Here is a 15,241-nt window from a genome sequence, read left to right as displayed (position 1 = left end):
GTTGGATTCCGCTTACAGCTTCAGCTCGCCGGGCGTGACTCCCCAATATTTGCGGAAGACGCGGATAAAATAACCGGTATCCTTAAAGCCGACCATGGCGGAAGCGTCGCTGACCTTGCAACCTTGCTCCATCAGCCGTTTCGCGTAGTTCATCTTTTTCTCCATCACATAGTCCGAGAACGATTGCGACGTTTCCTGCTTGAACAGCCGGCTTAAGTGGGAGGCGTTCACATGCAGCCTCTCGGCTGCTACGCTCAGCGTGAAGAACTGTTGGTCCATCTCCTGCTCGACCATATCTTTCAACCGCTGGACGAGCGGATGGACGGACGATTTCCGCATCCTGCCCGAGTATTCCGCTACCCGTACGGCTGCCCGGATCAGCCTGTCGCAGCCTTCCTCTTTCAGCGAGACGGAGTGGAGGTCCAGAAACGAATCGTACTCTTCCCCGACCGCCTCGTTCATCGTCCAGCCTTTGCGTTCCATAAACCGGGCGAGCAGACCGCTGAGATACAGAAAATGTCCGCGGATCTCCCCGGGGGCCGGCGCCGGGCCGAGCCGCTCCTCCAGCAGTTTCTCCATGGCGGCCCTCGTCTTCCGGGGGTCTCCCGTCTCGAGGCCGATCTCCAGCATTTTCTCCGGAACGGGCGGTTCCGCCGGCGAAGCCGCACGCTTAGAGGGCGAACCGGCACCGGATTTTCGCGAGGCGGGAGCGGCGTGGATCAGCTCGATGCGGACCGGCTCCGAATCGTTCTCTTTTTCTTGGACATGCACCGCCACCACTCCGGATAACCGGTCGAACAGCCAGCCGGCGGCTGCGGAGCCTTTTTTGGATCGGGACGTTTCCTTGTACTCGGTTCCGTTTACTTTAACTTTCAACGGCTTGCCTGCGCTGCCGAGATGCAGCAATACTTCGTAGCTTCGGCGGGCCGGCATGCCGTTGTAACGCCCGTTGCGGCAGCCGATCGATACGGACGTCCGGCGGTCGCTGCTTGCGCAAGCAAACTCCGTGAGGGCGAATTCTCCGTTCTCATAGCCGAAAGTAACGCCGTCGTCCTCATACAGCGTAAACCCGCTCTCTCCATGCGGGTACAGATGCAGACTCATCGGTTCGACCGGTTTCTGCCCGATATGATCCATCTCCGGCCACATGGGAAGAATGGTGCCGGCTTTGACGAACAGCGGTCCGCCAGTATCCTGCGGCGCGTCGTATTCCAGATCAAGCGGTCCGATGTAACGTTCGCCTGTCCAATAATCGATCCATGTCCCTTCCGGCAAATAAACCCGGTTCGTAAACGCCGCAACCAGAAAAGCATCGCCGAACATATATTGCATCGTCAGGCTGCGCGCCCTCGGATCGCCTGGATACATCAGCGGCATCGCTCTGACGATCGGCAAACCCGTCCGGGAAGCCGTATGCGCGGCTGAGTAAATGTAAGGAAGCAGCCGGTAGCGAAGCTTCGCATACTTTTTGAATAGATCCCGGAGACCGGTGTCCAGCAGCGCCGGATGTCTCCAGTACGCCCAGCTGTTTACTTTGGAACATGGCTGCAAAAAGCCGAAATGAATGCCTTCCGGAGTGTGGATGTCCATTTCGTACGTCACGCTGGAGATGCCGGATAAACTGTCATTTAAGAGGGTGATCAAGGAGTAGTCCCCGCCGACTCCTTCGCCGAGCCCGCCCGTCCACATCGAAGCAAAGCGTTGGATGCCGGCATATCCGGCAACGGTAAAGATCATAGGGCGTGTCGACGTCTGGCTCCTGAAGCCGTCGTACATCTGCTTCGCAAGCAGCAGCGGATACAGATTGTTCATCTCGCTGTTGCTCATCCCGTTGCTCCACATCTGGTCCGGCAGCCCGAGCAGCTGGCTCATTTCGCTTAGTTTAAATGCGCTTACACCCTGATCTACAAAGGGTTTCAGATGGGCATACCAGCCTTCGTCCAGCTCATCCGGCAGTTCCTCCTGACCAGGCGCGATTCCGCCGCCGACCGGAGCAAGATGACGCTGCGCTAGAGCCTTCTCCTCGTACCGGCTCAGATCGTAGTTGCAGCATAACCATAAACTAAGCTTAAAGCCCATCCCTTTCAGCGTCCCGATAAACGTATGCTGCCCCTTCGGGCTCCAGCCGGGGATATAAAATCGTTCCGGATGCCATCTCTTGGAGGTCGAGTAATCGTAGCGCTTCTCCATCCAGGTCGGCTCCAGGCCGATCAGATCGCAGGGGATTCCTTCCCGGCGGAATTTCAGAGCATCCTCGATCAGTTCGCGGGCATTGGCCTGCTCGTTGCTTATGAAGGATAAACCGTACGCCCAGATCGGAAGAAGCTGCGGTCGTCCGGCAAGCCCCGTATACTCGTCAAGCAGATCTGCATAGCTGCTTCCTGTGAACAGCATATAGTCCAGCTGGTCTCCGGGGATGCAAAAGCGGATCAGGTCGGAATCCGTATGCGCGATATCGATCTCGTGATGAAGTGTCGTATGGATAAATAATCCCCAGCCCCGGCTGCTCATCAGGAACGGGGCCGGTGCGTGCGCTTCCCGTTTCTGGAGCCGCATGTGAGCGAGATGCCCGCGCTTCATCAGCTTGTCGCGGGTTTCGTCGCCGAGTCCGTACAGGAGCTCGTCCGGGTACAGCCGGAAGCTGGCTCCGCAGCAGGACTCCGCCCCGCTATGGGGAGCTGCGATCTGGCGGGTGAGAACTTCGTCGTCCGCCCCGTACAGCGTATAGGTACCCTCGCGGCGGTCTGCCTGGAGAGCGGCGGCTCCGGTCTTTATCGTGATCCGGTCTCCATCTTCTTCTACTTCAATCGCTGCCGGATCGGGGGGCAGACGTACGATTCCGTAACGGACCAGCGGCGGCTCCGGAAAGTGCTCCGTTTCACTCACGCGGATGCGAAACGTGCGGGGGGTAATGGCTTGCAGACGAACATAAGCCCCAGCGGCGGTCCGAAATTGAACATCAGAATGTTCGCGTTGTTCTCCGAGCATGAGATCCCCCCTTAGGACAACTGTAATTTACCGAATATTATAGCATAGAATGCGCATTCCCTCATGAAATTACGATGCTCTGCAATCAGACTCCCTATGTGATGTAAGCGAATACATCGTATAATGGCTCTAATGTCCGAATTAATCATACATCACAGGGGGTAACCATTCATGATGAAAAAGTCTCGCGTTATTCGTCCGCGCACCGTTCTTGTTCCCGCTATTCTTGCGCTTATCCTCTCGGCCTGCAGCTCAGGAGGCGGCACCCCGGCCGCCGGAGAGAAGGACGGGAAGGCGGCTCCGTCCGTTACGGACGATCAGAAAGCGGCCGAGCTTACATTTTACCTTAATTCGATGACCAAGAAAGAATTCGATGAAATTTATGCGCCGATCATCAAGGCTAAATATCCGAATTATGTTTTAAAAACAGCCGAACCGGCGGTCAAAGGACAGGAGATCCAAAATCTCGTCGCAGCCGGCTCCGTGCCCGACATCGTCATCGGTACCAAAGGAACGATCTCTTTTGTAATGGAAGAATACGGGCTGTCGGAGGATATCTCGGAGCTGATCAAAACCCGGAAGTACGATTTGACCCGGATCGAGCCGGTCTTCATCGATGCGATGAAAGGTTACGCCGGCGGCAAAGTGATCGGACTTCCCGTCAACGCCCCGGCCAATGCGCTGCATTACAACAAGACGTTATTCGATAAGTTCGGCGTCGCGTATCCGAAGGACGGCATGACGTGGGACGACGTGTATGAGATTGCCAAAAAGATGACGCGTTTCGAGGACGGCGTCCAGTATCGCGGCTACAGCGAGCGGTGGCATCAAATCTTCATGGAATTCAACCAGTACTCCTTGCCGTATCTCGATCCGAAGGAAGACAAGGCGGCCGTCAATACCGACCAATGGAAAAAGATCGTCGACGGGATCGTTCGGTTCTACAAGCTGCCCGGCTTGAAATTCGACTCCAAAACCGGTTACACCGAGGAGGATTTGAAAGTATTTGAGACCGGCGTCTCCGCCATGACCGTATTTGCCCGGCCGGACAATTACAAAACGTTCGAGTGGGATATCGTATCCGTCCCGACCTATAAGGATAAACCGAACATTGGACTTGCCGGAAGCGCGCGCTATTTCTTCATCACGAACACGAGCAAGGAGAAGGAGGCGGCTTTTAACGTCATGTCGCATCTGACTTCGGACGAGGTGCTGCTAAAGCTGTCCAAGGTGGGAATCGCTCCGCCGCTGGCCCAAATGCCGGAAGAGATGAAGAAAGCGTTCAACCAGGACAATCCGCTTTACCAAGGAAAACACGTCACCTCGTTTTTCTACAACAAGCCGGCTCCGGAGCCTCCGATCCGAGCGGCGGGCCTGACGCCTTTCACCAAATCGCAATCCATCTTAATCGGCGAAGTGATGAAAATGATCGTCGAAGGCAGCGAGGTTGATGCCAACACGGCTTTACGGACGGCCGAGGAGCTGATCAACAAAGGGATCTCCGAAGCGAAAGCGGCCAAGAAGTAAGGCGGGGCAGCGCTTACCCTTGCCTTTACCCGAATGCGGCGGCTGGTAATTGAAATTGAAATTGGAGGCCTGCGGATGTCCGCAGGCTTTTGATTTGTGCGGAATCGCGAGTGCAGCGAGTCCGGGAGGGAAGGCGGACCGGAGCAGGGAACCGAGCCGCAAGATTAAGGTATGGACCGGCTGCAGCCAGAGCCGCAGCCTTGCCGCATATCAGCCCCGAATAAATCTAGTAAAAAATGGATAATAGACCCAATTGCGCCTTCGCTCACGCCAAGAGTGCCCCTTAAGATCCGGGAAAGGATTGGAACTGGTATCAGTTTAGGGCCGCTAAGGCCCTCATGGCGTTCGTTACGGACCTTTTTTGGAATTAACGGTCTCTAGCGAGGCTGTCGATTCATTGTGGACAACCAAGTGGAAAGGGAAAAGATTACCTTCTGGCGAGTTTTGTCTGGAATCCCCTACCTTACAATCCTTATTCAATCAAGGGATTCCGGACAACCTGTCTGAGCAGAAGAAGGTAACTTTTCACTTGGAACGGCCTTTCTAACACTTCTACACAATGAATCGACAGCCTCGATAGGAGCTCTTATTTGAGGGTAAACTCTCCCAATCGTTGATTTTGATAAAAATAGGAGGTGCAAACATCTCTTATTAGATCTAAAAGGGTAATTTTCCAAAAATAAGAGCTGCTAAAACCTCTTATTGTTTGTTGAAGAGTCGAATGGACGAGTAGATCAAAGTCATGGTGATACACCTAAGTCTTGCAGGGATTGGCTGTACGCAGAAAACCGTTGTTTACTCTACTAGAGCGACCAGAGCTACCTGAGTCAACGAGCAGACTGAGCAGACTGAGCTACCAGAGCTACCAGAGCTACCAGAGCTACCAGAGCTACCTGAGCTACCTGAGCTAACTGAGCTATCCGAGCTACCTGAGCTAACTAAGCTACCCGAACCCCCGGCTTGATTCCGCCGATGCCCTTGCCCGAACAAAACCACCAGATTCCCCGGTAGGGTGAAATCTGGTGGTTGATGTCGTCATAAAGCGGCTCTGCCGGGGGCGTCGGCTCACTTCTGCAGAAGCTCGACGGTCACGCCCGCCAGCCTCGCCGGGTCCTCGGTTACGAGCAAGCGGACGACCGCTGCTTCATCGTCATACGTCCATGCGGTCGCCGGGCTTTCCGCCGATTGTTCCTCGCCGGATGTCCGCTTCGGCTCCTCCTGCCACGGCTGGTCGTTGACCGTGACCTGTGCAGGCTTTGTGCTCACATGCACGAACAGCTCGAATGTGCGGGTGTCCGGCATCCCCTCATAGCGGCCTTCCCGGGGGCCGATCCCGATAACGGTGCGCCCGCCGGCGTGCTGGCTCCGGATGCGGGTGACCGCCACCTGCTCCTCCAAATACCGGTACGTCGCCCCGTCGTCCTCGTAAAGCGTAAACTCGCTGTCTCCGTACGGGTAGACGCGCAGTCCGATCCGCTCCAGCGAAACTTCGCCGACATAGTCCATCTCCGGCCATTCGGGCAAAATGGCGCCGGCGCGGATGAAGAGCGGTCCGCCGGCATGGCCGGGAACGCTCACTTGCAGCTCTTGTCCGCCGGTATGCCGGGCGCCGGTCCAATAGTCGATCCATTCGCCGGCAGGCAAATAGATTGTCTCCGTAAAGGCGCCAACCAGCAGCGAATCGCCGAACAGGTACTGCTGCAGCAAATTGGCGCAATTCGGATCGTCCGGGTAAGCAAGCGGCATCGCGCGAACGATCGGCAGTCCGGTCCGGGCGGCGGTATGGGCTGCGGAATAAATGTAAGGCAGCAGCCGGTAGCGAAGCTTGGCGTACAGCTTGAACATCTGCAGCTGTTTCTTGTCGAGCAGCCAAGGGTGGCGCCAGTAAGCCCAGCTGTTCACCTGCGACCATGGCTGCAAAAATCCGAAGTGAATGCCAGCCGGAGTGAAAACCTCCATGTCGCAGCTCGTATTCGTATGTCCCGACAATCCGTGATTCAGAACGGATACGAGCGGCCTCGGACCGCCGCCGGTATCTCCCGCCCAGGTGGCCGCATAGCGCTGGATGCCCGCATATCCGCCGGCCGAGTAGATCATCGACCGCCGCCCGGTCTGCTCCTTGAAGCCGGTATGCATTTGCTTGCCGAGCAGCAGCGGGTACAGATTGTGCATGGCGTTGTCGTCCAGCCCGTTGCCCCATTTCCGGTCGGGGTGCTCCAGCGTCTGGTTGGCGGCGTCCATCTTAAACGCGGCGACTCCCTGGTCGACGAATTTCTGCAGGTGGGCGAACCACGGCTCTTCCGGCTTCGTGATTTTATCCATGTAGGTTGGCTCCTGCAGCCGCGTATCCTGCTCGTAATCGTCCGGGTGCAAGTCGGCGGGGCCGGTGTCCGCCGGTCCGGCTTCATCTGTTCCTCCAGCCAGACGTTCCTCATGGTGCGTCAAATCGTAGTCGCAGCACAGCCATAAGCTCAGCTTGAACCCTTGCCTCTCCAGCGCCCCGATAAAGGTGCCGGGTCCTTGATTCGCCCAATCAGGGAGATAAAAGCGCTCGGGATGCCAACTCTTGTTCAGCGAGTAGTCGTAACGGTGCTCCATCCATCCCGGCTCCAGCCCGATCAGGTCGCACGGAATCCCTTCCCTGCGGAATTGAACCGCATCGTCGAGCATCTCCCGGGCGGTTGCCTGCTGGTTGCAGACGAAAGTCAGTCCGTAAGCCCAGATCGGCAGCAGCTGAGGCTTGCCGGTCAAGTTCGTATAATGATCGAGCAGACCCGCGTAGCTGTCCGCTGCGATCAGATAAAAGTCCAGCTCGCCGCTGCGTCCCCAGAACCTCAATTTATCTGCCACCGTCTTGCCGATATCGACCGAATGGCGGGAGGTCGTGTTGACGAACAATCCCCAGCCTTTGCTGCTCATCAAATACGGTATCGGCGCATACGACTTCACGTTGAGCACCCACATGTCGAAGCGGTGTCCCCGCTGCTCGATCCGGTCTCGGGTGACATCGCCCAGCCCGTAGAAACGCTCATCCTCGGACAGGACGAATTCCGCTCCAAATCCGCTGCGGGTCGACCAAGGAGGGACGGAACTGGCGGTCAGCATCGTCCCGTCCGGCTTCCTTAAGCATACGGTGCCGCTGCCAGTATCGATGTTGAGCATGGCGCCGGCCGTCCGGATCGTCAGCCGTTGTCCGTCCCGGTCCGTCTCGTAATCCGCCTCATAATCCGTCTCGCCGTCCGGATGGGTAATAACGCCGTAACGGACGAGCGGCGGCTCCGGAAACGCGTCTGACTCGCTTAGCCGGACCCGGAACGTGTGCGGAGCGACGGGTTCGATTCGCATATACCCGCCGCCGCTCACCTGAAACTGGATAAACTTATGCGGCCGGGCTCCCTTTGCGGTATGTGGAACAAATGCAGATGGTGTCGACATTCGGTTACCCCTTTCCCTTGGATAGGCTCATTATAGGCGGAATCCGTCCGGGGAAAGTAGGCAATTCGGTTGCATCTTATCGTAATCTGATGCGTTCCTGTCGGATTATAGCGTACCGCTCTGAACCGTTTCATGTCCCGCCTGTGCATAAAGCCGCATCCGCCAAGTTGTGGACAAGCGCTTCTGTGGATATGTGGATGAAACTCGGAATATTAACGGGATAAAGGATTTTTACCCTGTAGATAGTGTGCATAAATTTGTGTATAAGTGTATGAAAAATGTCGGATCGCGCCGCTGCTTTGTCGAATCAAACGGTGACCGGAGCAGGCTGTTGAGCCTGGGCCGCCGCTGCCGAAGCCGTCGCCGAAGCTGCCGCCACCTCGGCGATTTCCAGCCCTTCGGGCCGCATCGCCTTTAACTGCTTCTCGTACAGCTCGCGGTACAAGCCGCCTTTCTGGAGCAATTGCTCGTGCGTACCGTGTTCGGCAATATGGCCGTTGTCCATGACGAGAATGATGTCGGCTCTGACGACGGTGGCGAGCCGGTGCGCAATAATGAAGGTGGTGCGGTTTTTCATCAGATTGTCGAGCGCCTCGGTGACGACCGCTTCCGATTCCGCATCCAGGGCGGACGTCGCTTCGTCGAGAATTAATATTTTCGGATCTTTGAGCAGCGCCCGCGCGATCGCCAGCCGCTGCTTCTGGCCGCCCGACAGCCGCAGTCCGCGTTCCCCGAGCACGGTGCTGTAGCCTTTCTCCCATTTCATAATAAAGTCATGGGCGTTGGCTGCCTTGGCCGCTTCCATTACTTCGTCCATCGAGGCTTCCGGCCGTCCGTAGACGATATTGTCATAGACGGTTCCGGAGAATAAGATATTATCCTGAAGCACGACCGCAATCTGCTTCCTCAAGTCGTGCAAATCGTATTCCTTAATGTCCCGTCCGTCGAGATACAACGTCCCCTGATCGGCATCGTAAAACCGCGGGATGAAATTGATCAGCGTTGATTTGCCCGCACCGCTCGGGCCGACCAGAGCGACGACCTGACCGGGCTTCGCGTGAAAGCTGATCGATTCGAGCGCGGTCCGTGATTCGACCGTTGTCGGCAGTACGGTCGGATTCGTCTTGGGCGGATACCAGTAGAACGATCGATCCGGCTTTTGCAGCTCGACCAGATCGGGATCGTTATGGACCGTATCGGTTCTCGGGGCCGGAAGCTCCGTCTCGTACGTAAACGAAACGTTTTTGAACCGGATATCGCCTTGGCACGATTTGAGCGGCAGCGCATTATCCTTGTTGCGCACGTCCGGCTCGACGTCGAGCAGCTCGAAGATTCGCTCGATATTGGTCATCGCATTTTGAACCGTGACGTTCACGTCGGCGAAACGCTGGATCGGCCCGTACATTTGACCGAGGAAAGCCTGGAACGCAATCAGGGAACCGATGCTCATCTCGCCGTTCAGTACGAACGCCCCGCCGACCGCCCAAGTGATGAGCGTGCCGGAATGCCCGACGATTTCGCTGATCCGCCCCAGCAGGTTGGACAGCAGCTGAGCGGCCAGCGAATGGTTGATATGACGGCCGGTCTGCTTGTCGAACCGCTCAAGCTCCGTATGTTCCCCGTTAAACGACTGGACGACCTTCATCCCCGAGATTCTCTCGACGAGCACGCCGGATATGCGCTCCATCTGACGGTTCACCGCCCGCGACGCGTACCGGATCCGGATGTTCAGGTTCGTGAACGACAAGTAGTAGATCGGCAGCAGCCAGAGCGACAGCAGGGCGAGATGCCAGTTCAAGGAGAACAGGAAGAAGGCAGCAAAAATAACCATGACCAGATCGAACAGCACATTGATCACAGTATTTCCTACCAAATTTTGCGCTCCGTTGACATCGTGAATGACCCGGGACAACAACCCGCCAACCTGCTGGTTATCATAAAACCGCTGCGACATTTTCTGGATGTGCTCATACACTTGCCTTCTTACAAAAGCAACCATCTGGCTTCCCAGCCGCGCCGTGAGCAGGCTTTTGAAAAACGAAACGACGACGCTCATCGCATAAATCGAGGCGAAAATAACGACGACTTTTTTCAGCGTCCAACCGGAATCCGACTGACCCAGCACATCGTCGATCAAAATTTTGGTCAGCCACGGACTTGACAGCGGCACGACATACTGGAGCATGCCCAGTGCGACGATCGCCGCCAAGTAGTGCCAATAAGGCTTGACGAATTGCAAATACCTCCGGATCAGCTTCTTCTTGGATGTCTCCGTGCTTGTACTCGTCCCCGTCCCTGTCCCCGTTCCCGTTCGCGTACCCTTACCCGTTCCTGAATCGCCGCCAGTGCTCATGGCTCTTCCTCCCCTTGGTCCATCCATCCGTCTTTTTTTAGGTGATTACCGGCAAATACGAACGTGTGTGCGATTTGCCACATTTTCCCCCACATTTTATAACCATACGGGGTAATTGTTAAGAACGGTTGAAGGGGGGGAGACGCTTTATTACGTCAGCTTCGTGAACAAACGATGCTTTATCCCATCATTTCATCGAATTCCTTACTATTTTGCAAATATAGCCCGCGGGTGCCGAAAACGGATGTTTGCTCGGTCCGTAATGTGTAGTTTTCGTAAAAATGAAATTATCTTTGTGAATAAAAAAATACGAAATATGGCGGAAAACGGCGCCACAGGCGGCTAAATTCAAGGAGCCCGCGGACAAGTCCGGCCAGATTTCAGGGAAAAAACCGGAAAAAACACTTTACAAAATCGAGAGTTATCTTTATGATTAAATTAATTAAATTCAGGATCGATTTTATAGGAGGGGCCTATGCTTCTAACGTTCGAAAAGCTGAAGAAACGAATCGCGCAACTGGACCAGTACCGCTATCTCGATCATCGTGAAATACCGTCTTACCGGATGTGGATCGACCGGCAAGCCGAGGTCGGCGCCATGCCGCCGGATCATGCGGAGTGGGGGGGCATAACGGTAGGCGAGCGGTGGAGCGGCTACGACCTGACGGCGTGGCTGAAGGCCGACGTTTTCGTTCCTCCGGAATGGTCGGGCCGGACTGTGGTCGGCTTGTTCGACTTCGGGAAAACCGGGGCCGGCTACAACTCGGGGTTCGAATCGCTCCTGTATGTGAACGGCTCGCCTTATCAGGGAGTCGGCAGCAATCATAAAGAAGTATTTTTCTCCGAATCGTTCGTCGGGCAGAAGGTCGAGCTTCTATTTAAAATATGGAGCGGATTAAACGGGGAGTCGGGACTGAAGACCGATCTGGAGCACCGCTTCACGATGTCGGCTCTCGCCTTGCTGGACACGGAAACGGACGATCTGTACTATACGGCGTTCGCGGTATGGCATACGGTCAAGGTGCTGCCGGAGAACAGCTGGGAGAAGCAGGCGCTGTTGAAAGCGCTTGACCGCTCGCTGCTGCTGCTCGATTGGCGGGTGCCGGGCGACGAGGCGTTTTACGCCAGCGTCCGGGAAGCGAACGCGAAGCTGAAGGCCGAGCTGGACGCTCTGCCGAAGTTCCATCCCGTTACGGTCCGCTGTATCGGCCACACGCATATCGACGTAGCCTGGCTGTGGCAGCTGAAACATACGAGGGAGAAGGCGGCGCGCTCATTCTCGACCGTGCTCCGTCTGATGGAGCAGTTCCCGGATTATGTGTTTCTGCAGACGCAGCCTCAGCTGTACGAATATATCGAGCACGATTATCCGGAGCTGTTCGCGAAGATCAAGGAACGGGTCAGCGAAGGCCGCTGGGAAGCGGGCGGCGCGATGTGGCTCGAGTCGGACTGTAACATTCCATCCGGCGAATCGCTTGTCCGCCAGCTGCTGTACGGGATGCGTTATTTCGAGGAGAAATTCGGCGCCAAATGCGAGTATTTATGGCTGCCTGACGTATTCGGCTACAGCTGGGCGCTGCCGCAAATTTTGCAGAAAAGCGGTCTGAAACATTTCATGACGACGAAAATCAGCTGGAACGTCTATAACCGGTTTCCGCACGATACGTTTTACTGGCGGGGGATCGACGGCACCGAGATCTTGACGCATTACATTACGACGCCGGACCCGGACTTGGCCGACAGCCCGTTCACCCGGTTTTACACGTACAACGGCCAAGTGCTTCCCGCGACGCTCATCGGAATCTGGAACAATTACCGCGACAAGGAAATCAACGACTCCGAGCTGCTGCTCTCATACGGCTGGGGGGACGGCGGAGGCGGGCCTACGCGGACGATGCTCGAGCTGCGCAGACGGCTGGAGAACATGCCGGGCTTGCCGAAGGCGACGACAGGGCGGGCCGACGAGTTTTTCAACAAGCTGGAGAGCACGGTCTCGTCGACGGACCGCTATGTGCACCGGTGGGACGGAGAGCTGTACCTGGAGCTGCACCGCGGGACTTACACATCGCAAGGGTACGTGAAGCGGATGAACCGGCGGATGGAGTTCAAGCTCCGTGATGCGGAGATCGTCGCCAGCTTCGGCAGCCCGCTGGCAGGGTATGCGTCATATCCGCAGGAGCAGCTTTATGACAGCTGGAAAATCGTGCTGCGCAACCAGTTCCACGATATTTTGCCGGGGTCGTCGATTACGGCGGTGTACGAGGATTGCCGGGTGGAATATGCCGAGGCCGATCAGCTGGCACAAGAGGCATTGACGGGCGGTGTCGCCCGGATCGCTTCCTTCGTAGGCGGGGACGAACGTCCGGGCTGGATCGTGATCAACTCGCTGCCCTGGAGCCGCAGCGAACTGGTCCAGCTTCCGTGGGAAGCGCGGTTCGCAGGCAAGTGCTGGCGCGATGCCGAGGGCAATCTCGTAAGCGCCGAGCGGGTCAGCGGCCTGGATGACGGGGACTGCCTGCAGCTGCGGGTGAACGCCATACCGGCGATGGGGTATACGACGATCCGGATGGAGGATGCCGCTGCTCCGGCTGCGGCGGAAGCCCCGGCCTTCACGTTCGAAGGACGCTCGGTATCGACGCCGTTTTACGAGATCGAATGGAACGAAGCGGGACAGATCGCCAGACTGTACGATAAACGGACCGGCCGGGAAGTGCTCGCCGCAGGCGAGACGGGCAACCGGTTCGACGTGCACGAGGATAAGCCGGTCAAACACGACAACTGGGAGATCGACATCTTCTATACCGAGAAAGTGCGCCGCGTCACCGATATCCGCACGTTCGAGGTGCTGGAGAACGGGCCGATGCGGGCGGTCATCCGCTTCGTCTGGCAATACGGCAAGACGACGATCCGTCAGGACGTGTTGTTGTATGCGCACGATCCGCGCATCGATTTCTCCACCTGGGTAGACTGGCAGGAGCGGGAAACCTTGCTGAAGGTTGCGTTCCCGGTGAACGTGAGGGCGACCGCAGCCACCTACGAGATTCAGTTCGGTCACGTACAGCGGCCTACACACTGGAATACGAGCTGGGACTTCGCGCGGTTCGAGTCGTGCGCGCACAAGTGGGTCGATTTGTCCGAGCGGGGCTTCGGCGTCAGCATGATGAACGATTGCAAGTACGGCCACGACATCCGCGACAACGTGATGAGAATCACGCTGCTCAAATCGTCGAACAAACCCGATCCCGAATGCGACAAGGGCGAGCACGTCTTCACCTACGCGCTGCTTCCGCACGACGGAGACTGGTTCGCGGCGGGGACTGTGGAGCAGGCTCACCGGCTCAACGTGCCGGTCCTGGCCGCCGCCCTGCCGGTAGGCGGTACGGAAGCCGCGTCAGCGGCGCTTCCTGCGGCACTCAGCCTGATCAGCGTCAGCGGCGATCACGTGATGATCGACACGGTGAAGAAGGCGGAGGATTCCGACGAATGGATCGTGCGCTGTTACGAGTACGGAGGCAAGCGGGGAGAAGTCACGTTCCAGGTTCACTATAGCTTGAGCAAAGCCGAGGAAGTCAATCTGTCGGAGCTGGAGCCGGTTGCGGTAGAGCATGGCGAGCATCACTTTAACGCTTATTTCAAACCGTTCGAGCTGAAGACGTTCCGGCTGGCGCTGAGCGCAGACTAGTTCAAATTCAGAGCGAAAGATGAGGGTTGAAAAGGAGAGCCGGCCACTGGCCAACATCTTTTCATCCCATAGGCTAAGCTCTGAAATTGCACTGGAAGAACGACCGCCGGATGCGTCCAAGACGAGGGTGGGAAGGGAGACAATCATTCGATGGAAGAGGAATTATTGAGTTTATCTTCCGTTCCACAATATAGCGGATTGACCCGCGGGCGGGTTATCGAGATTTTGGACCGCATCTCTACGTTAAAAGCGGGGGTAGTGGGAGACGGATGTCTCGATATGTACTGGCATGCCGACATGACGGTCAGCGAGCTGTCGCGCGAGACGCCGCATCATAACTTGCCGGTGATCCGGGAGCAGTTCGCTCCCGGCGCCGCCGGCAACGTGGCGGCTAATTTCCGCGAGCTGGGCTGCGCCGAAGTAAGCTTCTGCTCCATCGTCGGCGACGACTGGCGGGGGGCGCTGCTCAAGGAAGCGTTCCGCAACCGCGGGATCGACGATTCGTATATGCTGGCCGATCCGAACCGGGTCACCCCGGCTTACTGCAAGACGATCCTGCACGGCCTGCAGGATGCACAACAGGAAGCGCCGCGCATCGATTTCATCAACATGGACGCCCCTTACGAGGTGATGCAGCGGAGGCTCGTGGCGGAGCTGGACCGGATGGCCGCCAAGGTCGATATCATCGGCGCAACCGATCAGCTCAAGAGCGGAGCGATCGGCACGGCACTGCGCGACCGGCTCCGGTACTGGGCGGGCAAAGGCAAGACGGTCGTCATCGACAGCCGGGAGAATATCGGCAAGTACCGGGGAGTGATCGTGAAGCCCAATGAGCTGGAAGCGCTGCGCTGGTGTTACGGCAGCCTGAAATTCCATCCGTCCTCGGAGCACGAGATTATGAAAGCCGGCATGCGGCTCGCCAGAAGTGTGGAAGCTCCGTGCTGCGTGACGATGGGGGAGAAGGGGGCGCTCTGGTTCGAGAACGGCCACGTGACGCATATCCCGACCGCTGCCGTTGCGCCGCCGATCGATATCGTCGGTGCAGGCGACTCGTTTACGGCTGCGTTCCTGTCCGCGCTTGGCGCCGGCTGCGCCGGACCGGAAGCGGCGGCGTTCGCGCATCTCGCCGCGGCGGTGTCCGTCCGGAAGCTGGGTCGCGCTGGATCGGCAACGCCGCAAGAAATATTGAACCGATTCGACGAAACCGCCAAGCTCCTCAAAACGTACCAATCGCAATAAAAGGTTCCGGCTTCAAT

General features: G+C 57.1%; 6 protein-coding genes. 3 read left to right on the top strand and 3 right to left on the bottom strand.

All coding sequences use genetic code 11. The annotated features are described in order from the left end of the window. Positions 1-12 precede the first annotated feature (12 nt). Positions 13-2,988, bottom strand: a complete 2,976-nt coding sequence (locus AC3Y2E_RS16195; RefSeq protein ID WP_379212060.1) for a TIM-barrel domain-containing protein — start codon at positions 2,986-2,988, stop codon at positions 13-15. Positions 2,989-3,159: 171 nt separating this feature from the next. Between AC3Y2E_RS16195 and AC3Y2E_RS16190 the strand changes: the two genes are divergently transcribed. Further along, positions 3,160-4,515: an ABC transporter substrate-binding protein gene (locus AC3Y2E_RS16190; RefSeq protein ID WP_379212057.1), complete on the top strand. Its 1,356-nt coding sequence runs from the start codon at positions 3,160-3,162 to the stop codon at positions 4,513-4,515. A gap of 1,065 nt (positions 4,516-5,580) precedes the next feature. On the opposite strand, the gene AC3Y2E_RS16185 is transcribed toward AC3Y2E_RS16190, so the two are convergent. Next, positions 5,581-7,950: a glycoside hydrolase family 31 protein gene (locus AC3Y2E_RS16185; RefSeq protein ID WP_379212055.1), complete on the bottom strand. Its 2,370-nt coding sequence runs from the start codon at positions 7,948-7,950 to the stop codon at positions 5,581-5,583. Positions 7,951-8,257: 307 nt separating this feature from the next. Further along, a complete protein-coding gene (locus AC3Y2E_RS16180) occupies positions 8,258-10,303 on the bottom strand; it encodes an ABC transporter ATP-binding protein (protein ID WP_379212052.1) in 2,046 nt (681 codons plus the stop codon). A gap of 475 nt (positions 10,304-10,778) precedes the next feature. Between AC3Y2E_RS16180 and AC3Y2E_RS16175 the strand changes: the two genes are divergently transcribed. Together AC3Y2E_RS16175 and AC3Y2E_RS16170 are read left to right on the top strand one after the other, a co-directional pair. Beyond that, complete coding sequence (locus AC3Y2E_RS16175; RefSeq protein WP_379212049.1) at positions 10,779-13,985, top strand: alpha-mannosidase; 3,207 nt, start codon at positions 10,779-10,781, stop codon at positions 13,983-13,985. Between the two features lie 150 nt (positions 13,986-14,135). Next, positions 14,136-15,224: a bifunctional heptose 7-phosphate kinase/heptose 1-phosphate adenyltransferase gene (locus AC3Y2E_RS16170; RefSeq protein WP_379212047.1), complete on the top strand. Its 1,089-nt coding sequence runs from the start codon at positions 14,136-14,138 to the stop codon at positions 15,222-15,224. Positions 15,225-15,241: the final 17 nt, after the last annotated feature.

It is taken from the genome of Paenibacillus sp. MAH-35, from assembly GCF_058135425.1.
The sequence above is the reverse complement of the archived record's forward strand: the minus strand, read 5'-3'. Positions and strand labels throughout refer to the sequence as shown.